Origin of the sequence: Tundrisphaera macrotermitis, from assembly GCF_051175315.1 — a bacterium.
GTDB lineage: Bacteria > Planctomycetota > Planctomycetia > Isosphaerales > Isosphaeraceae > Tundrisphaera.
This window is the reverse complement of record NZ_CP195100.1, coordinates 6,065,824-6,084,878: the sequence shown is the minus strand read 5'-3', so window position 1 is coordinate 6,084,878 and position 19,055 is coordinate 6,065,824. Positions and strand designations below refer to the sequence as shown.

The 19,055-nt window shown below is 69.3% G+C and carries 21 protein-coding genes; 11 read left to right on the top strand and 10 right to left on the bottom strand.

The annotated features are described in order from the left end of the window. The first annotated feature begins 55 nt into the window (after nt 1-55). The 11 genes from TA3x_RS24565 (at nt 56) to TA3x_RS24515 (ending at nt 7,998) form a co-directional block, all read left to right on the top strand. Nucleotides 56-886 carry an SMI1/KNR4 family protein gene (locus TA3x_RS24565; RefSeq protein WP_435017307.1) on the top strand — a complete coding sequence of 277 codons (831 nt, stop codon included), beginning with the start codon at nt 56-58 and terminating at the stop codon, nt 884-886. Nucleotides 887-1,117: 231 nt separating this feature from the next. Beyond that, on the top strand, nt 1,118-1,741 hold the full coding sequence (lexA, locus tag TA3x_RS24560; RefSeq protein ID WP_435017306.1) for a transcriptional repressor LexA: 624 nt from the start codon (nt 1,118-1,120) through the stop codon (nt 1,739-1,741). 115 nt (nt 1,742-1,856) lie between these two features. Next, entirely contained in the window at nt 1,857-2,339 is a 483-nt protein-coding gene (rnhA, locus tag TA3x_RS24555) for a ribonuclease HI (RefSeq protein WP_435022434.1), read from the top strand. A 115-nt stretch (nt 2,340-2,454) separates the two neighbouring features. Further along, the gene (gene nusB, locus TA3x_RS24550; RefSeq protein WP_435017305.1) at nt 2,455-2,985 is read left to right on the top strand and encodes a transcription antitermination factor NusB; all 531 of its coding nucleotides are present in this window, start codon (nt 2,455-2,457) and stop codon (nt 2,983-2,985) included. Then, entirely contained in the window at nt 2,985-3,860 is an 876-nt protein-coding gene (locus TA3x_RS24545; RefSeq protein WP_435017304.1) for a PHP domain-containing protein, read from the top strand. The genes nusB and TA3x_RS24545 overlap by 1 nt, the downstream gene beginning before the upstream one ends. A 64-nt stretch (nt 3,861-3,924) precedes the next feature. Then, on the top strand, nt 3,925-4,830 hold the full coding sequence (ftsY, locus tag TA3x_RS24540) for a signal recognition particle-docking protein FtsY (protein WP_435017303.1): 906 nt from the start codon (nt 3,925-3,927) through the stop codon (nt 4,828-4,830). Nucleotides 4,831-4,906: 76 nt separating this feature from the next. Next, nucleotides 4,907-6,040 (top strand): serine/threonine-protein kinase, encoded by a 1,134-nt coding sequence (locus TA3x_RS24535; RefSeq protein WP_435017302.1) that lies wholly within the window; start codon nt 4,907-4,909, stop codon nt 6,038-6,040. Nucleotides 6,041-6,141: 101 nt separating this feature from the next. Beyond that, entirely contained in the window at nt 6,142-6,489 is a 348-nt protein-coding gene (locus TA3x_RS24530) for a P-II family nitrogen regulator (RefSeq protein WP_435010619.1), read from the top strand. 36 nt (nt 6,490-6,525) lie between these two features. Next, nucleotides 6,526-7,236 carry an HAD family hydrolase gene (locus TA3x_RS24525; protein WP_435017301.1) on the top strand — a complete coding sequence of 237 codons (711 nt, stop codon included), beginning with the start codon at nt 6,526-6,528 and terminating at the stop codon, nt 7,234-7,236. Next, the gene (locus TA3x_RS24520; protein ID WP_435017300.1) at nt 7,236-7,637 is read left to right on the top strand and encodes a response regulator; all 402 of its coding nucleotides are present in this window, start codon (nt 7,236-7,238) and stop codon (nt 7,635-7,637) included. The genes TA3x_RS24525 and TA3x_RS24520 overlap by 1 nt, the downstream gene beginning before the upstream one ends. A 61-nt stretch (nt 7,638-7,698) precedes the next feature. Further along, entirely contained in the window at nt 7,699-7,998 is a 300-nt protein-coding gene (locus TA3x_RS24515; protein ID WP_435017299.1) for a hypothetical protein, read from the top strand. 1 nt (nt 7,999) lies between these two features. Here TA3x_RS24515 and dhaL read toward each other — a convergent pair whose 3' ends face one another. The 10 genes from dhaL to TA3x_RS24465 all read right to left on the bottom strand — a co-directional run bounded on the left by dhaL (nt 8,000) and on the right by TA3x_RS24465 (nt 18,987). Continuing rightward, nucleotides 8,000-9,670, bottom strand: coding sequence for a dihydroxyacetone kinase subunit DhaL (gene dhaL / locus TA3x_RS24510; RefSeq protein ID WP_435017298.1), 1,671 nt, complete (start codon nt 9,668-9,670; stop codon nt 8,000-8,002). Between the two features lie 25 nt (nt 9,671-9,695). Then, entirely contained in the window at nt 9,696-10,211 is a 516-nt protein-coding gene (locus TA3x_RS24505; RefSeq protein WP_435017297.1) for a hypothetical protein, read from the bottom strand. A gap of 113 nt (nt 10,212-10,324) precedes the next feature. Beyond that, a complete protein-coding gene (locus tag TA3x_RS24500) occupies nt 10,325-12,007 on the bottom strand; it encodes a 4Fe-4S binding protein (protein WP_435017296.1) in 1,683 nt (560 codons plus the stop codon). A gap of 90 nt (nt 12,008-12,097) precedes the next feature. Continuing rightward, entirely contained in the window at nt 12,098-13,213 is a 1,116-nt protein-coding gene (locus tag TA3x_RS24495) for a DUF362 domain-containing protein (RefSeq protein ID WP_435017295.1), read from the bottom strand. A gap of 73 nt (nt 13,214-13,286) precedes the next feature. After that, nucleotides 13,287-14,954: a DUF6599 family protein gene (locus TA3x_RS24490; RefSeq protein ID WP_435017294.1), complete on the bottom strand. Its 1,668-nt coding sequence runs from the start codon at nt 14,952-14,954 to the stop codon at nt 13,287-13,289. Between the two features lie 451 nt (nt 14,955-15,405). Next, complete coding sequence (locus tag TA3x_RS24485) at nt 15,406-16,464, bottom strand: vWA domain-containing protein (RefSeq protein ID WP_435017293.1); 1,059 nt, start codon at nt 16,462-16,464, stop codon at nt 15,406-15,408. Further along, nucleotides 16,461-17,150 carry a hypothetical protein gene (locus TA3x_RS24480; RefSeq protein ID WP_435017292.1) on the bottom strand — a complete coding sequence of 230 codons (690 nt, stop codon included), beginning with the start codon at nt 17,148-17,150 and terminating at the stop codon, nt 16,461-16,463. Before TA3x_RS24480 ends, TA3x_RS24485 begins: the two co-directional genes overlap by 4 nt. Further along, nucleotides 17,147-17,677, bottom strand: coding sequence for an ExbD/TolR family protein (locus TA3x_RS24475; RefSeq protein ID WP_435017291.1), 531 nt, complete (start codon nt 17,675-17,677; stop codon nt 17,147-17,149). Before TA3x_RS24475 ends, TA3x_RS24480 begins: the two co-directional genes overlap by 4 nt. Continuing rightward, nucleotides 17,674-18,144: an ExbD/TolR family protein gene (locus TA3x_RS24470; protein ID WP_435017290.1), complete on the bottom strand. Its 471-nt coding sequence runs from the start codon at nt 18,142-18,144 to the stop codon at nt 17,674-17,676. Before TA3x_RS24470 ends, TA3x_RS24475 begins: the two co-directional genes overlap by 4 nt. Nucleotides 18,145-18,168: 24 nt before the next feature. Next, nucleotides 18,169-18,987, bottom strand: coding sequence for a MotA/TolQ/ExbB proton channel family protein (locus tag TA3x_RS24465; RefSeq protein WP_435017289.1), 819 nt, complete (start codon nt 18,985-18,987; stop codon nt 18,169-18,171). Nucleotides 18,988-19,055: the final 68 nt, after the last annotated feature.

Genomic DNA, 19,055 nt, shown 5'->3' with positions numbered 1-19,055 from the left:
TATAACCTCGACATCGTCCCGATGCCCGCTCCCACCCGGCCGGAGGATTCCCGCGATGCCCAGCCCCGAGCCCTCCTGGGAAATCCTCGTCGCCTCGACGCTTCGCAAGCCCGTGGATCCCGCCGAGATCGCCGCCGTCGCCGGCCGCCTCGGCGTCCGCTTCCCCGAGGGCTACGAGGCCTTCCTGACCCGGTACGGCAAGGGGAGCCTGTCCAACTGGGTGCGGATCAAGGAGCCCGCCGAGGTCGAGCGGTTCACCCTCTGGCTCCGCGACTTCCTCCGCGAGCAGATCGCCGGGGGGCGCTGGTTCTGGGATGAGGACGGGGTGCTACCACCCTCGCGGGCGGTCGAGGCGGTCGCCTTCGGCGACACGGTGGGTGGGGATACCCTGATCTTCCACCCCGACGACCCCGACGTGATCTATGCCCTGCCGCGCCATGATGATGTCGTCTACCGGATCGGCCGAGGTCTGGCCGAGGCGCTCGACTGGTTGTTCCATTCGGGTATACTCACGCGGCCGATCCTCTGCCTCCTCTTCGAGCCGGACGTCGATCGCGACACCCAGTCCTGGCAGATCGACCTGCCCTATGAGGAGGTCTGCCGCGGCCTCCTGGCCCTGGGCCTGCATGATGAGGTGGTCAACGACGGCCCCAAAGAGGAGTTCTTCCAGGTGCTCGTCCGCGAGTTCGGCGGCACGGTCACGGTCACCGGGGACGACATGGACGATGAGGTCTTCACCGTCGTCAGCAAGACCGTCGATGGGGTCGAGGTCGACCCGGACGAGGTCGAGCCGATCGACGTGACCATCGAGCGCGATCCCGGCCCGACCACGCCCAATCTCCGCCGGCTGATCGCCTGGCTGGACCAACTCGAAGGGGAAGATTGATCGGCGGCGGGGGCACGAGTCGGAGGGTTGTTCGGGCGCAGGACGTGGAGTCAACGATTTTTCCGGGAAAATGTTCTCGCGTGCGCTGGGCGACCGGTGTACATTAGCCGTCAAAGGGTCAGGTGGTGTTCGTACGTCATGGCATCATCGATGACCCTCCTCGCGCCCCGCGCGGGGGCTTCCTTCGGAGGGCCGAAGGATCGACCCTTCCTCCCTACGGAGTGCCAGCCCATGGCCGACCTCGAAGCCTTGACCTCACGCCAGAAAGACATCTACATCTTCATTCGGAGCAAGATCCAGGGGCGGGGCTACGGCCCGACCGTCCGCGAGATCGGCAACGAATTCGAGATCAAGAGCCCCAACGGGGTGATGTGCCACCTCAAGGCGCTCCAGAAGAAGGGGCTGATCAACCGCGAGCCCAACATGTCGCGGGCGATCTCGCTGGTCGACGACCCGACCTCGGCCCCCGCGTCGGCCCCGTCGCCGACCGGCGTCAAGCTGCTCGGGCGGATCGCCGCCGGCTCGCCGATCGAGGCGATCGAGCAGGTCGACGAGGAGTTGGAGTTCACCGAGTGGGAAGGGGCCGACGACAAGTTCGCCCTCCGCGTCACCGGCGAGTCGATGATCGACGCCCACATCGCCGACGGCGACTATGTGATCATCCACCGCCAGGAGCAGGCCCGCGACGGCCAGATCGTGGCGGTTCGCGACGAGGAAGGCGAGGCCACCCTCAAGACCTTCTTCAAGGAGCGGAACCGGATCCGCCTGGAGCCGGCCAACAAGACCATGAAGCCGATCTTCCGCGACAAGGTCGATATCATCGGCGTGCTGGTCGGGGTCGTCCGGAAGTATTGAGCCCGGGGCGGCCCCTCGTTAGGGTGGGGCCAGATCACTTCGATCGACCGGGCGGGCATCGCGTCCGCCCGGCTCCGTTTTGCCTCCGGCCCCGGCAGGGATGATCGACCGCATGATGCCCGACCCTTCCAGCCCCCCCAATTTCGTCCGCCTCTTCACCGACGGGGCATGCAGCGGCAACCCCGGCCCCGGCGGCTGGGCGTTCATCCTCAAGCACCCGGCCAGCGGGCAGGTCCGCGACGGCAAGGGGGCCGAGCCCCAGACCACCAACAACCGGATGGAGCTGACCGGCGCCATCGAGGGGCTCGCCACGCTCAAGCGACCCTGCCAGGTGGAACTGGTCACGGATAGCACCTACGTCGGCAAGGGGATCCAGGAATGGATGCCCAAGTGGAAGGCCAACGGCTGGAGGCGTCGGGAAGGGAGCGGGTTCAAGCCGGTGGTGAACCTGGATCTGTGGCAGAAGCTCGACATGCTGGTGGCCCGCCATCAGGTGAAGGTGAAGGTGGTCCTGGGCCACAACGGCCACGAGGAGAACGAGGCGTGCGACCGGATGGCCGTGGCGGCCTACAAGGATCTGGTCGCGCTGCGGCGGTGAGCTTCTCCCCTTCACGATCGCCCGGGCCGTTGCGTATGATCGCGGGTGGACGAACCGCCTGCCCCGGGCCCGCGACGGAGGACCGGCACGGCTCCCTGGCCCCGAGATTTCAGCCATGACCCGACGGACACGAGGGCGTGAGATCGCCCTCCAGGTTTTGTATCAGATGGAGCAGAACCCGGGCCAGAAACCCGCAGAGATCGCCCGATTCATCGAACGCAGGCTCGGCGATCCGACCCTGAATGCCTTCGCCTCAGCGCTGGTCGCCGGGGTCCACGAGCACCAGGAGCGGATCGACGCGGTCATCCAGGACGTCGCCGAGAACTGGAAGATCGATCGGATGGCGGCCATCGACCGCAACATCCTCCGCCTGGGCGCCTTCGAGTTGCTGTTCTGCCCGGACGTGCCGGTGAAGGTGGCGATCAACGAGGCGCTGGAACTGGCCAAGCGGTACAGCACCGCCCAGTCGAGCCGGTTCGTGAACGGGATCCTCGACCGGCTCCAGTCGGCGGACGCCGCCCGTACCCGCGCCGCCGAGGCCGCGGCCGTGGTCCTGCCCGACCCGGGCCCGGACAGCCCGGCCGATGCGCCGCCGTCCGATCCCGATCCCGAGCCCGGGCCGGCCGGCCCTGCCGGGGCCGAGTGATGCCCGCACGCCGGCCCGGCCCGGCCCGGCCGGCGTCGCCCCGGGCGTCGGTGGCCGACCTCCACGTCCACACTACCCATTCCGACGGGGTCTGCTCGCCGGGCGAGATCGTGCGGGCGGCCGCCGCCGTCGGGCTGGGGGCCGTGGCGATCACGGACCATGACACCCTCTCGGCCATCGCCGTGGCCCGCCCCGAGGCGGACCGCGTCGGCGTCGAGTTGATCGCCGGGATCGAACTGACCGCCGAGCGGGAGGGGCGCGAGATCCACATCCTCGGCCACTTCGTCCGCGACGACGATCCGGGACTCGGGGCCGAGGCCGACCGGCTCCGCGTCGCGCGTCGCGATCGCATCGAGGCGATGGCCGGGCGGCTGGCCGGACTCGGCGTCGCCGTCGACCTCGATCAGTTGAGGTCGATGTTCCCGAGGGCCACCCTCGGGCGGAAGCACCTGGCCGACTGGCTGGCGAGGACCCGGCAGGTCGAATCCTCGCGCGAGGCGTTCGCCCGGTTCCTCGGGGATGGGGGGCCGGCCCAGGTTCCCAAGCCGCGCGTCGCGTGGGATCGGGCCATCGACTTGATCCGGGGGGCCGGCGGGGTTGCCGGACTGGCCCATCCCCCCTATGATCTACGGGAAATCGATCTTCGATCGATGGCGGAGGCCGGTTTGGGCTCGATCGAGGTGGACGGCCCCGGCATCAACACCCGGCTGGGCCGTCGCTGGCGCGATCATGCCGGGCGGATGGACTTGGTCCCGATCGCCGGGACCGATTTCCACGCCCCGGATCGCCCCGGGCGTTGGGTCGGCGCCATCACCACATCCGCCATCGAACTGGCCTCCCTCCGCGATCGGGCGTCGGCCCTCGCGGCCCCGTGAGTCGACCCGATCTTCCCCCACTCCTCCCCGAGACGGCGGCCCTCGGGCCCCAGATCCCGCGACCATGGCGTTCAAGTCTCTGCTCGACCGATTCCGCCAGGGCCTCTCCAAAACGGCCCGCCTGTTCGACGTCCGCTCCTGGTTTGGCCGCAAGGTGGATCAGGACTTTTTGGATGAGCTGGAAGCCAGGCTCATCCGGGCCGATGTGGGGGTCTCGGCCACCCGCACCGTGGTCGATCGCGTCCGGGAGGCGTTCGCGGACAAGACCGCCAACGAGGACCTCGTCGAGTTCGTCAAGGGGGAGTTCCGGACCCTCCTGGCCGACACGAAGCCGGGGGCTCTCGCCGTCTCCCCCAGCAAGCCGACGGTCTATCTGATCGCCGGGATCAATGGCTCGGGCAAGACGACCTCGATCGCCAAGCTCGCCCAGCGTCTCAAGGACGAGGGCAAGACGATCCTGCTGGCCGCCTGCGACACCTTCCGCGCCGCCGCCGCCGACCAGCTGGCCGTGTGGGCCGAACGGTCGGGCTCGGCCCTGGTGCGCGGGGCCCCCGGGTCCGACCCGGCCAGCGTGGCCCACGACGCGTGCGATCGGGCCCTGGCGCGCGGGGTCGACGTCCTGATCGTCGACACGGCCGGCCGGCTGCACACCCAGGCCCACCTGATGCGCGAGCTGGAGAAGGTCCGCGGGGTGATCGCCCGCAAAATCGCCGGCGCCCCGCACGAGGTCCTGCTGGTGCTGGACGCGACCAACGGGCAGAACGCCATCCGGCAGGCCGAGGAGTTCACCAAGTCGATCGGCTGCACGGGGGTGATCCTGACCAAGCTCGACGGCACCGCCAAGGGGGGCGTCGTCGTGGCGATCCGCCAGATCCTCAAGCTGCCGGTGAAGTTCGTGGGGATCGGCGAGGGGATCGAGGATCTCCAGCCGTTCGAGCCCGAGCCGTTCGTCGAGTCGTTGTTCTCCTGAGCCGGCGACTGGCGAGACATTTGCTGTTGATCCCGATGACGGACGCCGATCAGGTCGCTCGCTTGAGGATCCGACGATGCGACGCAAGGCGGGTCTCAGGTCGGAAGGCGATTGGATTGCCGACCGTTTCGAGGTCTTCGCCGTCCACCCCGGCGGGATGGGCGTGGTCTACGTCACGCACGATCGGCTCGGCGCGGCCGGCCGCCAGGTGGTCGCCCTCAAGACGTTGCGCGACGAGTGGCTCGACGATCATGATCGGCGGGCCCGGTTCGCGGCCGAATGCCGGATCTGGGTCCAGCTCGGCTCCCATCCCAACATCGTCCACGCTCATGAAGTGGCGGAGATCGACGGCAAGCCGCACATCGTCCTGGAACTGGTGACCGGCGGCGACCTCCGCAAGCGGATCGGCTCGCCGACGCTGGACGTGGTCCAGGCCCTCCGCTACGGGATCCAATTCTGCCTGGGGATGGAGCATGCGATCCGCCAGGGGCTGCGGTGCCATCGCGACGTGAAGCCCGGCAATCTCCTGGTGTCCGTCGACGGGATGCTCAAGATCACCGATTTCGGGCTCGCCGTGATCCGCGACGAGCTTTTCGAATCCTTCGATGCGGGCATCTCCCCCCAGGGGATCGACCTGGACGAGCCGGTCGCCCCGGTCCCCCATTATTATTCCGGCGTCGAGGGGCCTCCGCCCGACGAGGCCGAGAAACCTCCCCCCGCGCCGAAGCCGGAAGCGGCGTCGGCCCAGGCTGAGCATCCTTCGGCGAACCACTCGATCTCGGATCAGGATACGTCGTTTACGACGGGTTCCAATGGAGAGAGTCGGTCGGCCCGGGTCACCCAGACCGGCTCGCTGCTCGGCACATTGCCATACATGGCCCCTGAGCAGTTCCGCGACTCCAAGGCGGTGGACAGCCTGGCCGACATCTATGCATTCGGCATCGTCCTGTTCGAGATGCTGACCCACGGGACCCCGTTCCGGGGCAAGACCCTCGCCAAGTACGACCGCCAGCACACCAAATACGCCCCTCCTTCGGTGGTCCCGTTCATCCCCAAGAAGTATGCCCGCGAGGCCGGGGCGATCGACGAGATCGTCCAGCGATGCCTCCAGAAAGACCCGGCCCACCGCTATGCAACCCCCGCCGAACTGCGCCTGGCCCTGACCCGCGTGCTCCGCCGGGTGGACCCCCACGCGGCCGGACATCCCTGATCGGCCCGATTCGCCGCTTGACGAGCCGTGCGGTTTGGCCACAATAGAGGACTCTACTCGGAAGTCCCCACCGACCGTCCCCACCCGCCGGGTCGTCCTCCATGAAGCTGATCATCGCGATCATCCAGCCGACGAAGCTGGAGGCGGTCAAGGAAGCCCTCTCCCAGGTCGAGGTCTTCCGCCTGACCGTGACCGACGTCCAGGGGTTCGGCCGGCAGAAGGGGTACACCGAGGTGTATCGGGGCCACGAGATCACGGTGAACCTGCTGCGGAAGATCGAGCTGCAGATCGCCGTCAACGAGGATTTCGTGGAGCCGACGGTCAACGCGATCATCCAGGCCGGGCGGAGCGGGCCCGATGGCAAGATCGGCGACGGCAAGATCTTCATCCTGCCGATGGACGATTGCATCCGGATCCGGACGGGCGAGCGCGGGCCCGAGGCGATCTGATCCCAGGCGCATGCGAGAAGGCAAGGGGCGACGACGGTGACGATTCGTGCGGTGATCTTCGACTTCAATGGCGTCCTGCTCGATGACGAGTCGGTCCACTGCGACCTCTTCCGCGAAATCCTCGCCGAGGAAGGCGTCCCCTTCGATATGAAGGCCTACCACGAGGACTACCTCGGCTTCGATGACCGGGGCTGCTTCGAGGCGGCCCTCACCGACGCGGGGCAGGAGGCCGGCCGGGCCCGGGTCGATGACATGATCGCCCGCAAGGCGAAGCGTTACCTCGAAGTCGCCGAAGGAGGCTTGCCCTACTTCCCGGGGGCCGGGGAGGTCGTCACCGCGATGGCCGACCGCTGGCCGATCGCGATCAACTCCGGGGCCCTCCGGCCCGAAATCGAGCTGGCCCTGAAGCGGCTGAAGGTCCGGGACCGGGTCGGGCCGATCGTCTCGGCCGAGGACACCAGCCGCGGCAAGCCCGACCCCGAAGGCTATCGCCTGGCCTACGAGGCGCTCCGCGCCCTGCCCGGCCTCGGCGACCTCCAGCCCGGCGAGTGCCTGGTGATCGAGGACAGCCTCCAGGGCGTGGCCTCGGCCAAGGGAGCCGGCATGCTCGCCGTCGGCGTGGCCCAGACCTATTCCCAGCCCGAGCTGGCCGGGTCCGGCGCCGACGCGACCCTGGCGACCACCGCCGAGTTCACCCCCGACTGGGTCGATCGAACCTTCTCCGCCCCGGGGACGAATGGACACTGATGAACGAATCTCTGAACGTCCCGGTCCCTGAGGGGCCGGCCGGCCTCCTGTTGTCCCGCGACCTGATCTTCACGTCCAAGGTCACCGGCACCGCCTCGGCCCTGGGCCACAAGGTGATCGTCGCCGGCAACGTGGCCCTGGCGTCGGCGATGCTGGGACGCTGGACGCCGGTCGCCGTGTTCGCCGACCTGGCCGCCGGCGACCTCGTCGCCCCCGCCAACCTCGCCCGATTCCGCGAGCTGATCCCGGCCTCGACGCCGTTCCTCGCGTTCGGGTCCCACGTCGACACCGACGCGCTGGCCTCGGCCCGCGCCGCCGGCTGCGACCCGGTCATGCCCCGCAGCAAGTTCACGCTCGAACTGCCCGAACTGATCCGAACGTATTTCGCACCCAGGCCCTGAATTATCCCTCCCCGGAGCTACTCCCATTTCTCGCGCACGCCGATCCGAGACCGCGGTCGAGATGCCCACGATGGCCCCTCCGGCCGAGCCCGATGCCTGCGAACTTTGCGACCGCGACAAGCCGCTGACCTTCCACCACCTGATCCCGAAGTCGGTCCACAAGAAGAACCGGTTCAAGGACCAGTACACCAAGGCCGAGATGCGGCACTCCGGCCTCTATCTGTGCAGCCCGTGCCACTCGGGGATCCACGACCTGATCCCCGACGAGAAGGAACTCGCCGCACGCTACGCGACCAAGGAAGCCCTGTTGAGCCACGAGGCGATCGCCCGCCACGTGGCCTGGGTCGCCAAGCAGAAGTAATTCAACGATCCGGCCCGATCGCCCTCAGCCAGAGGGCGACGGCCACGGCGCCCGGGTCGGGATGGCCCAGGGCGCGGTCGCCGAGGTAACTCGACCGCCCGCGCCGGGGCATCATCGCGGCGGTCGCCTCGGCACCCGCCTCGGCGGCCTCGATCGCCTCTCGGAGCGACCTTCCTTCGGCCAGGGCCTCCGACGCGGGGATCAAGGCGTCCAGCATCGTCCGATCGCCGGCCCGGGCCCCGCCCAACTCGATTACCCCGGCGACCCCGTCGCGGAAGGCGTCCGGCCAGGCGGCCGGGTCGTCGCGGAGCGCCGAGGCGGCCCGGAAGGCGAGCATGGCGTACATCGGCCCCGAGGTCCCGCCCAGCACGCGCTGGAGCAGGGTGCCGAGCGCCGACAGGGTGGCGGCCGGGTCGTCGAGCGGCCAGGTCGGCAGGGCTTCGAGCACGGCACGCGACCCCCGGGCCAGGCTGATCCCGAGGTCGCCGTCGCCCACCTTCTGATCCAGGTCGGTCAGGCGATCGGCGTGGTCGATCAGGGTGTGCGCCGCGCGTTGGAGGGCCGAGCCCAGGGACCGCCCGGCCTCCGTCGAGGCCGGGGTCGCCGGGGTCGGCCGGCCGGCCGTCTCCGCCGCCTCGGCAGGTGCCGGGGGGGTGGAACGGGCACGCGCCGGGGCGTTGGGCCAGGCCGGGGCCCCGGTCGGGGCGTCGAGCCGGGCCAGGCGATCGTCATCCAGGGCCAGGGCGGAGAGCGACACGCCGGCCATCTCCAGGGCGGAGAGGAACGTCCCGACATACGACCGCTCGACGATCCGCCCCTCGGCGGCCAGCCGGGCCAGGGCGTAACGGGCGACGATCGAGAGTTCCATCGGCGGCGTCCCGCCCAGGTTGTTGATCATGAGGGCGACCGGGCCGGCGGGGATCTTGCCCAGGATCGGCCCGAGCAGGCGGTCGACCAGCGCGTCGGCCGGTTCCAGCGGGATGCGCCGGACGCCGGGCTCGCCGTGGATGCCGAGGCCGAGTTCGACCTCATCCTCGCCCAGTGTGAACCCCGGCTTGCCGGCGGCGGGGACGGTGCAGGAGGAGAGGGCGACCCCCATCGTGGCCACCGCCTCGGCGGCGGCTCGGGCCTCGGCGGCGACCTCGGCCAGCGATAACCCCGCCTCGGCGGCGGCCCCGGCGACCTTGTGGACCAGGATCGTCCCGGCCAGGCCCCGGGCGCCGGCGGTCTCGGCGGTCGATCCGGCCAGGGCGACGTCGTCGGCCACGATGACCATCGCGACGTCGATCCCCTCGGCCCGCGCCATCTCGGCGGCGAGGCCGAAGTTGAGCCGGTCCCCGGTGTAGTTCTTCACGATCAGCAGGGCGCCCGCCGCGCCGGCCGAGGCGCGGATGGCGGCGAGCACGGCGTCCGGGGCAGGGGAGGTGAAGACATCCCCCAGGACGGCCGCCGAGAGCATCCCCGGGCCGACGTACCCGGCATGGGCCGGCTCGTGCCCGCTGCCGCCGCCCGAGATCAGCGCGACCCGGCGGTCGCGGTTCGCGGCGAAATCGGCATCGTCCCGGACCACGACGGCGTGGCCGGGCACGATGGAGAGGCCGGGGCGGGACGCGACCAGCCCCTGGATCATCTCGGGGACGACGGAACCGGGGTCGTTGATCAGCTTCTTCACGGGACGCTCCCTGACGGCGAGGGCATTACTTGAGCTTGAGGCTGGCCAGGGAAGCACGCAACTCGGCCTCGACCTCGGCGAAATCGGCCGCCAGGACCGTGGCGGTGGCCAGGATCACCCGGTCCTTCTCGATCACCGCGACGGCGAGGAAGTGCATTTTCTGGCCCGGCTTGGCCTCCCCTTCATAGTCGATCTCGATCGCGTCCCGGCCGGAGACCTTCAACTCGCGATGGGTGTTGACCTTCCACCCGAGCTTGGGGAACTGGCCGAGGGACATTTCGAGATAGTCTTTCGTGGTCGTCGCGACGTCCTGGACCGTGATGTTGAGGTTCGGTGCGAATCCCTTCGAGGGGGGACCGGGCACCATCAGCACCATCCCCGGGGTCCTGGGGCCGGCCCCGGGGTAGCGAGGGGTTTCGATCGAGAAGCCGTAGTTCTCATCGGTGTAGCTCGATCGGGTCGACGCGCCCTTTTGATAGGCGATCGCCGAGGAGCCGGCGACCAGGCAGAGGGCCGCGGCGTACTTCCAGAGAGTCTTCATCTCGGCAGACCCCCCTCGGCCCGGACCCATTCCCGAACCGGGACGCAATCGGGCCGTCGCCCCAGTGTGGGGCGACGGCCCGGCGGAAACAAGGGCCGATCCCATCGATCGGATCAGACCGAGACGAGTTCCTGGGCGTCGTCCTCGACCAGTGTCAGGAGCAGCGAGCGTTCCTTGGACCGGGTCTCGCCGATCGCCGTGACGTAGACGGCGGGATCGTCCTTGACCGGGCATTCGTGCTCGCAGATCCCGCAGCCGATGCACTTCTCGGGGTCGATGAACGGCCGCTTGAGCTGGAGGGTCGCCCCCCAGCGGTCGGTCACGTCCACGTTGCGGGTGAAGATCGCCTTGGGGCTGACCGGGCAGACCTCCTCGCAGACCACGCAACTGGTGTCCATCGCCCAGGGAAGGCAGCGGCCCTGGTTGTAGAACGCGGTGCCGGTCTTGATCGGCCCCTTGCTCTCGAACGGCCCGGCGCCCAGCTTCTCGGCGATCGAGATCTCGCGGATGGCCCCGGTCGGGCAGACCTGGCTGCACAGGGTGCAGTTCAGCTCGCACCAGCCCATCTTGGAGATCATGATCGGGGTCCAAAGCCCTTCCAGGCCCCCCTCGAACAGGGCAGGCTGGAGGACGTTGGTCGGGCAGACCCGGATGCACTGGTCGCACTTGATGCAGCGGCGGAGGAACTCGTCCTCCTCCACCGAGCCCGGCGGGCGGATCACGGCGCGGTTGAAGTTCTTCTTCACCCCGCCCGACTTCCGCACCATCGGGAACAGGATCAGGCCGAACGCCCCGGCCAGCATCATCTGCCGCCGGCCAACCTGCGGCAGCGTGACCTCGCTGGCCTTGCGGGGCAGGAACCGGAACGACAGGGCATCATGCGGGCAGTCGTCGATGCAGTTCAGGCAGACGAAGCACTCGCTCTTGCGGAGGTCGGCGTGCGGGTCGCTCGCCCCCTCGCAGCTCTTGATGCAGAGGTCGCAGTCGGTACAACGGACCGGGTCGCGGTCGATCCGCCAGAGCGAGAACCGCGAGAAGATCCCCAGCAACGCCCCGAGCGGGCAGATGGCCCGGCAGAAGAACCGGGGGATCCACCAGTTGGCGACCAGGAAGCCGATGAAGATCAGGCCGACGATCCACGCCCCCCAGTACTCGCGGGGCTCGGTGTAGACCCCCTCGGTGGCCATGTGGACGGTGGGCAGGACGCTGGTGGTCATCGATCGGACGGTCAGCGCGATCGGGTCCAGGAGGCCGATCTGGAGCGTGCTCTGCTGGGGCTTGTGGGCCTCGGCCGATCGGGCGATGCCGGTGCCGACCGAGGCGAACACCCGGCCGAGGCCGGAACCCTTGATCTCCTCGGAGCGGTAGGCGGAGATGATCTGGCCGGGGGTGTCGATCGCCGTCGGGATCATCCACAGGCTGGCCATCGCCAGCATGGCGGCGAGGATGTAGTACTTGATCGCGTAGATCTTGCGATACCGGTTGACCTCGATCATCTGCTTCGTGTTCCGGCGATTGCCGATCCAGCCGAAGAAGTGATGCATGATCCCGAACGGGCACATCCAGTTGCACCAGACCCGGCCCAGCATCATCGTGATGGCGATGATGACCAGGCCCCAGACCAGGTTGCGATAGATCGTGTGCGTCGTCAGCGCCGTGGCGACGGCCACCAGCGGGGTGGCCTCCAGGAACAGGGAGACCGGCCAGCCGCGCAGGTAGCGGAGGTCGGTGATCAGCAGGAAGAACAGGAAGAGCCCGAGGAAGAGAACCTCATAGGCCCGGCGGATCTTGACCATCGGTCCCCTCGTATCGGTCGATCATCGGGCCGGGCCCGATGGCGGGTGGAGAAGCGCGGCGGGCGGGAGAGGGTTGATTTGCCTGGCGGATCAGATCGACATCTCGCGGGTCCACTGGGGACGCCAGTCCTTGCCGAGGTTGCGGGCGATCGCCTTGTCGAGGTAGAGGATCTCGCTCCGGTCCTTGTCCAGCAGGTCTTTATGCCCGATCACGTAGCTGTCCAGGGCGATGTGATCCGTGCCGACGATGATGGCGTCGGACTTCTTCACGTCGTTGAGGCTGCCGCCGGTCGGGCCGTTCCGCATCAGCATCTTGCGGGCGTCGGCGATCACCAGGGTCGGCTTCATCATCAGGGCGAAGTCGGCGATGATCCCGTGGATGTCCTGGTGGAACTGGTTGCGGGGGTTGCCCAGCAGGCCGTACCAGTTCTTCAGGGTGACCGTCGCCTTGCAGAGGTTGTGGTCCTTGACCGGCGAGATCCCGATGACCTTGGTGGCATCGCGGAACGGCCGGTAGAACATCCGCCAGGTGTTGGTGATCGTCTCGCCGCCGACGTACAACTGCTCGAAGTAGCTGTCCTGCGGCATCATCAGCTCGGCCCCGGCGCGGAGCGCCGCGTCGCCGACCTTGGTCTTGAAGAAGCAGCTTTCCGGGTTGTTGATCGGGTTGTCGCAGACGATGACCTTGCGGGCGCCGGCCCCGAAGCAGAGCTTGACCACGGCGGACACCGTGTCGGGCTGGGTGGTCGCCGCCAGGTCGGGGTTCTTGTCGAACGCGACGTTGGGCTTGATGACGACCACGTCCCCCTTGGTGATGAAGTGGTTGACCCCGTGGTCCCCCCCCATCTCCCCGAGGGCCGCCTTGATCATGTTGAGCGCCTGGTCCTCGCGTGCCTGCAACTCGTCGGACTTGTTCGAGTAATCGTCGGCGACGACCGGCTTGGAGCGGACGACGACCAGGCTGGGCTTGCTGACCGGGACGGCGACCGAGTAGTCCTTGAGCTTGACCGGGGGCGGCGGCTTCACGCCCTCCATCCCCCAGCGGTCGCGGAGCAGCAGGCCGGCCCCGACCGCCGCGCCGGCCACGGCCGCATAGCCGCCGACCTGGGTGGCGAACTGGCGGCGTGAGAACGTCTCGTCGGCCGGGTTCTTGCCGCCGAACTTCTCCAGGTTCTTGATCTGGGTCTTGGTCAGCTTCTCGCCCATCGTCGACCTCGCTGGATTTGTGTCGGGGACATCCCCGCGCGTCGCGACGCGGCGGAGGTTCGATACGGGCTGCTCACTTCGGGGGCGGTGCCATCCCGGGGATCTGGGCGGGCAGGCCCTTGGCGAACGCCTGAGCGAACGCCTCGGCCTTGGCGGCGTCGGTCGCACCGTTGGCCCCGCCCACCAGGCTCCCGCGGCGGAAGATCACGTCGATCAGGCCGATGTTGCTGATCGAGATCATCTCGTCGGCCCCTTCCGCCTTGATCTCCTTGACCTCGGCGCCATCTTGCTTGGCGTTGTCCAGATATTTTGCAAAAGTCGCCTTCGCCTCGTCCTCGGTCGCGTATGGGCGGAGGAAGCCCTGCCACGTCGCGTCCCCATCCGTATAGTCGGCCATGAACACTTCCGACAGGAAGCTATAGCCGAAAACATCCTGGGTGACGAAGTTGGGGGCCCCGTGGTCAGGGGTCTTGGGCAGGAGGGCGAACATGGCGTCGGGCGTGATCGCCGGCGCCTTGGCCACCATCTCGCCCCCTTCGGGATTCTCGCCGGAGGGCGGGGCGGGGGCCTGGACCGCCGCGATCTGCTCGGCGATCTGCTTGGAGACCGCCTCGAACTGGGGGTCGTCCTTGGTCGAGACGATCTGGGTGTAGTAAGGCTCGACGTAGAACAGGAGGGAACCGGCCGAGGTGTAGCCCTCGGTGCCGACCTTGATCGGCTTGGCCCCTTCGGGCTTCTCGGTGCCGTACTTGCTCTGGGCCCGGAATGGCTTGGAGTGGTCGAACTCGAAGATGTAGACCTGGACCTCGTTGGAGTCGTCGCCGTCGGGGTGGTAGTAGGCGTAGGCCATCCCGATCACGTTGTTCTGGGTGAAGCTCTCGGCCCGCCCGTCGATCTTCTCGAACAGGTTGTCGGCGTTGAACGTCTCCAGGTGCTTGTCGCCCGACTTGCCGACGGTCCATCCCTTGGGGACGTTGTCCAGGGGGAGCATCCTGGCCAGGGGCCGCTGGGGCTCGGGCACGGTGGCCAGCTCGGCCTCCGCCTCGGCCTTCGACAGCCCGTTCCCCTCGGGGGCCTTGGGGACCAGGGCGCCCGCCGGCTGGGTGCCGGGGGCGGGGATCATGGCCGTCTCGGGGCGGGTGAACGACGACGCCGCCACCACGGGAGGGCTGGCGGGCAGGGCGGCCGGCGGGGCGGTGAAGTCCATCAACTGCTGCGGGCCATCCACCTTGACCGCCCGGCGGATCGCGGCGAGCCGGTCCAGCACGACGGGGATCGTCTGCGCCGTGGCGGGGGACTGGGCCGAGGCGGCCCGCATGGCCAGCATCGCGTCGTCGAGCTTCTTGACGGCGTTGACCAGGTTCTTCCGCTCTTCGGCCAGCCGCTCCATTTCCTTGCGGACCGCATCATCGGCGTCCTTGACCGACTTGAACTCGCGCCCCTGGTCGAGGACCGACCAGGTCTTGTTGGGGTCGAACTCGTAGCGGTCGCGGTCGAAGTCCTGGCTCTTGATGACCAGGGCCGCGAAGATGGCCGGGATCGCCATGACCAGGGCCATCCCGCAGGCGACCGACCAGAACTCGGGCTTCTGCATCACCCGGCCGCGCCGGGCGCGGAACCAGTCGATCCGCGCGAGCACCGCGAAGGCGATCGGCGTGGTCGCCAGCGCGATCAGGGCCGCGAACAGGGCCAGGGTCTTGAGGGGATCATCCCGGAGGATTTCGGTGATTTTGCCGATCACGGGCGTTCCCTTGGGGTCGGAACGGGCTGGGTCTGGGGTGGGCGGCGGGGATCCGAGGGGTTGGACCCCCGGATTCATTCCGGATTATAAACGCGACCGTCGGGCCGGGACAATGCCCCGGCCAGGCTCGGCCGGAACGTCGGCATCCCGCTCGGGGTCGTTGGGTTCGTTTGGTCGAACCGCCCGGCACCGGCTCGGCGGCCGGCCTTGGGTTCGTTTGGGATCGATGTTCTCCGACCTCTGGGCCGATGGTTGGGTTCGTTTGGGATCGATGTTCTCGGGTCTTCGGGCCGGTGGTTGGGTTCGTTTTTCCCCGGGGCGAGGCGATCAACGGGGGTGGCGATCCCGGATCCGCCGTGGCTCGGGGCCCGCCCTATACCATCGAGGAATCGCGGCCCGCTTTGCACAGTTTTCCCGGCCGTCCCGGAAATCGTCGAGGCGGGGCCGGCCGTCATTTCTTGAAGGTGCGGACGTCGATGTAGCGATACGAGCCGCCAGTCTCGCGGGCCAGGGACTGGAGCGGGGCCGAGTCGCCGAGGCTGCCGGTCACTCCGAACTCGACCACCTGGATCCGGGTCTTCCCCAGCATCGACCGGATCTGGGTCACATCCTGCCGGGTCATGAGGTCGGCGTCGGTCAGGAAGAAGATGACCTCGGGCTTCAGCGCGATCGCCGACCGGATCGCCGTCATGTGGTCGGTCCCGCCGTAGGGCTGGATCCCTTGCAGGAGGGCGCGGACACGCTCCTTGCTGGCCGGGATCGCCGGCATGAGGGCCTGCCGCCCCTGGGGATCGGTGAACACGGTGGGGGTGAGGTTGTAGAAGACGACGCCGAACCGCCCCTCGGGCGGCAGCCGGTTCAGGCTGGCCAGCAGCTCGCGCTTGGCCACGTCGAGCGAGTCCCGCGCCGACATGCTCCCCGAGCAGTCGATGACGTAGGCGTATGACCCCGCGCGATCGCGGACGCCGAAGAACTCGGTGCCGGGGCCGGTGCCCGTCCCCGCGCCCAGGTTCGATCCCCCGCCGGCTCCGCCGCCCCCCCCGGTGCCGGGGCCGGGCATCAGGCCCAGCCCGCTGGTGGAGGGGCCGGGCAGGACCTGGGGGCCGGGCTCGACGCCCGATCTCCGGGGGATGATCTCGGCGAGCAGCTCATCGGCGGCCGGGTCGCGGGTCGCCTGGAGGGGCACGCCGTTCTCCACGGCGACCTCCGAGGTCTCGCCGCCCAGCTCGCCCGCCGCGCCCCCTCCGTCCTGCGACGGGGCCCGGGTGTCGATCGGGTCGATCTCCCCTACCATGGACGGGTTCGGCTTGGGGGGCTCCTCGATGCCTACCACGCGGAAGGCCACCAGGGAGGCCACGACCAGCGCCAGCGCATGGATCGCGAACGAGCTGGCCAGCGACCTCGGGTCGGTCAGGGGGGAGCGGGCGAAGGGCCACCAGGCCATCGGGTTCGATCGTTCCGGCGGGACGGCCACGGTGGCGATCGGCCGGTCGGGCATGAGTCCGCTCATCGCTGATCCCCCGGTGCATCCACGAATTCCAGGCGGGGCGGCTCCCCCCCGTCGTCGAATTCCGGCTCGGGATCCGTCCCACGCTCGCGGATCGGGCGGGCCGGCCGGGCCAGGTGGCGCCGGGCGAGCAGCAACGCCACCGCCGCGGCCACGCCAAGCCCCACCATCAGGTCCGCCGTGGCCCACGGCCGGGCCGCTCCGGAAGGCGTCCCCGGGTTCGCCCGGGACGGCGGCGCGGGGCCGACCAGGAGCGGGGCCAGGCGATCGGCATCGCCTCCGGGGTAGCGGAGGCGCTTGAGGTAGGTCCCCTCGAATTCGACGGATTCGCCGATCTGAATTTTAGGGGCCCCGCCCTTGTCAGGGAAGACCAGGCAGGTGGGTTCGCCGGTGGGGGCCACGGCCCAGGCTTCGACCAGCCCGGGGAACGTGCCCACCGGGGGCTGGCGGAAGATGCGGGCGACCCGGCCGGCGATCCGGACCCGGCGGCCGACGAACTCCCCGGGGCGGTCCCACAGGTCGCGGAACGCGACGGGGGCGGCCGGCCCGGTCGCGGGCTCGGACAGGGCCCGGCGATAACCTTCCAGATCGGCGAGCGTCAGCGCCGAGTCGCCCGCGATGGGCGGGGCCGCGGTGCCCGCCGCGGCCGCCAGGGCTATCAGCCCGATCAGCCCGGGCCCGAAGATCATGGCACCCCCCGATCGGCCCCGGGGGCCGGGTCACCGGACGCATTCGGGTCGGTCAGGCGGATCGTGGCCACACCGGCGGCGTTGCAGGTGCCGATCACCCGGGCGGCCACCTCGTAGGTCAGGGCATCGTCGGCCAGCAGGCGGACCCGCAAAGGCCGGCCTTCCAGCACCGAGGCATAGCGGCGGAGGCGGTCGGCCAGGGCTTCGAGGTCGGGCAGGGGGGCATCCCCGAGCCGGATCGACTTGAGCCCGCCGAGGTCGTCGGCCTCCGCCCGGATCCGGAGGTCGTTCTCCAGGTCGAGGTCGGCGCGGCGGGCGGGGGCCTCGCGCGACTGTCCCTGGGCCGCCGACGGCAGCGCCGCCGGGGTCGAGGGGAGGTAGAGGTCCAGCCGGGTCTCGCCCGACGGTGCCTGGAAGGTCAGGACGAAGAAGGCCAGGAGCTGGAACGCCATGTCCAGCATCGGCGTGACCGGGAACTGGACCTCGATCGGCTCCGAGGCGCGACGCTTCGCGGTGCGTGGGGTCATCGGGCGTCCCCCTGCAGGACCACCAGCGAGAACCGGGCGAACCCGTTGGCCTGGGCCGAGGCCAGGAGGCCCCGAACCGCCCCGTAAGTCGTCGCCTTGTCGGCGCGGACCACGACCACGGTCGACAACTCGCCTCCCCCCTCGCCCAGCGCCTCCATCCCGGCCTTGCGGCGGCGGGCCTGCTCCGCCCACCAGTCGCCGGACGTCTTGGCGTCGATGTCCGCCCGTTCGTCGAGCAGGTGGCCCCGGGCGTCGATGTTGACGATTAGCCGGTCCAGGGCCAAGTCGCCGGCGGGCAGGGCGGCGGGCGCGGACGGGAGCTTGATGCTGGCCGACTCCCCCTCGACCTGATTGCCGAAATGGATCAGCATCATGAAGAAGGTGATGAGCTGGAGCACCACGTCGAGCAGCGGCGTCAGGTTGAGTTCGAGGGTTTCCTTGCCCCGCACCCGGTTCCGATAGCCCATGGCCTCGCTCCTGGATGTCGCGGGCTAGTCGTTGGCCGAAGGGTTCGGGGCGGCCGGGATCGGCCGGGCCGCCAGGGGGTGGGGGGCGCGGACGCCGGGGGCGAACTGCTCCAGCATCGTCTCGCTCAGCATGGCGACTTCCATCGACAGCCGGGCGATCCGGTTGCGGAACAGGGCGTGGAAGAAGATCGCCGGGATCGACAGGGCGATCCCTTCCAGGGTGGCGAACAGGGCCGTCGAGATCCCCTTGGCTAGCTGGCTCGCCTGGGGCGACGCCCCCGCCGTGGCGATCACCTGGAAGCTGAGGATCATCCCGTAGACGGTGCCGACCAGCCCGATCATCGGGCCGAGCGTCCCGACCGTGGCCAGGTAGGTGGTCCGATGCTCCATCGCCATCGTCGCGTCGTCGTTGGCCAACTCCATCGCCTTCTGGGCGGGGGCCAGGCCGGACGGCAGCTTGCGGACGCCGGCCGTGAGCACCTTGCCGAAGAAGGAGGGGCTCTCGGACACCTTCTCGAACGCCTGGGTGTATTGCTTCAGCGCCAGCAGGTCGTTCAGCTCGCGGATCAGGTCGCGAGGCAGGGCGACCGACGGGCGGTACTCCATGGCCATCCAGGCGATCAGCGCGATCAGGTAGAACGACAGGACCAGGATCACCAGCCCGATCAGGCCCGACGACTCGGCGATCCATCGGAGGTCCGTCAGGAACCCGCCGCTGCGGGCGGCCTCCCCGGCCGCCGGGGCCGCCTGGGCCCAGGCCGCGGACGCCCCCACGCCGGAGAGCAGCCCGGCGACCAGGAATGCACGGAGGGCCGATGGCGATGGGCGGGAGAAACTCGGCATCTTCAAGGCGTTCCTCCCTGGACATTCCCGCGCATGGGACGACCCGGCTCGATGCCTCAGCTTAGCCG

What these genes read in the sequence shown, in the direction of transcription:
- TA3x_RS24470 (WP_435017290.1), bottom strand. Translation starts at nt 18,144, where the DNA reads ATGGGCTATCGGAACCGGGTGCGGGGCAAGGAAACCCTCGAACTCAAC.
- TA3x_RS24500 (WP_435017296.1), bottom strand. Translation starts at nt 12,007, where the DNA reads ATGGTCAAGATCCGCCGGGCCTATGAGGTTCTCTTCCTCGGGCTCTTC.
- TA3x_RS24485 (WP_435017293.1), bottom strand. Translation starts at nt 16,464, where the DNA reads ATGAGCGGACTCATGCCCGACCGGCCGATCGCCACCGTGGCCGTCCCG.
- TA3x_RS24515 (WP_435017299.1), top strand. Translation starts at nt 7,699, where the DNA reads ATGCCCACGATGGCCCCTCCGGCCGAGCCCGATGCCTGCGAACTTTGC.
- TA3x_RS24545 (WP_435017304.1), top strand. Translation starts at nt 2,985, where the DNA reads ATGCCCGCACGCCGGCCCGGCCCGGCCCGGCCGGCGTCGCCCCGGGCG.
- TA3x_RS24475 (WP_435017291.1), bottom strand. Translation starts at nt 17,677, where the DNA reads ATGACCCCACGCACCGCGAAGCGTCGCGCCTCGGAGCCGATCGAGGTC.
- rnhA (WP_435022434.1), top strand. Translation starts at nt 1,857, where the DNA reads ATGCCCGACCCTTCCAGCCCCCCCAATTTCGTCCGCCTCTTCACCGAC.
- TA3x_RS24530 (WP_435010619.1), top strand. Translation starts at nt 6,142, where the DNA reads ATGAAGCTGATCATCGCGATCATCCAGCCGACGAAGCTGGAGGCGGTC.
- TA3x_RS24495 (WP_435017295.1), bottom strand. Translation starts at nt 13,213, where the DNA reads ATGGGCGAGAAGCTGACCAAGACCCAGATCAAGAACCTGGAGAAGTTC.
- ftsY (WP_435017303.1), top strand. Translation starts at nt 3,925, where the DNA reads ATGGCGTTCAAGTCTCTGCTCGACCGATTCCGCCAGGGCCTCTCCAAA.
- nusB (WP_435017305.1), top strand. Translation starts at nt 2,455, where the DNA reads ATGACCCGACGGACACGAGGGCGTGAGATCGCCCTCCAGGTTTTGTAT.
- TA3x_RS24480 (WP_435017292.1), bottom strand. Translation starts at nt 17,150, where the DNA reads ATGATCTTCGGGCCCGGGCTGATCGGGCTGATAGCCCTGGCGGCCGCG.
- TA3x_RS24505 (WP_435017297.1), bottom strand. Translation starts at nt 10,211, where the DNA reads ATGAAGACTCTCTGGAAGTACGCCGCGGCCCTCTGCCTGGTCGCCGGC.
- TA3x_RS24465 (WP_435017289.1), bottom strand. Translation starts at nt 18,987, where the DNA reads ATGCCGAGTTTCTCCCGCCCATCGCCATCGGCCCTCCGTGCATTCCTG.
- lexA (WP_435017306.1), top strand. Translation starts at nt 1,118, where the DNA reads ATGGCCGACCTCGAAGCCTTGACCTCACGCCAGAAAGACATCTACATC.
- TA3x_RS24535 (WP_435017302.1), top strand. Translation starts at nt 4,907, where the DNA reads ATGCGACGCAAGGCGGGTCTCAGGTCGGAAGGCGATTGGATTGCCGAC.
- TA3x_RS24520 (WP_435017300.1), top strand. Translation starts at nt 7,236, where the DNA reads ATGAACGAATCTCTGAACGTCCCGGTCCCTGAGGGGCCGGCCGGCCTC.
- TA3x_RS24565 (WP_435017307.1), top strand. Translation starts at nt 56, where the DNA reads ATGCCCAGCCCCGAGCCCTCCTGGGAAATCCTCGTCGCCTCGACGCTT.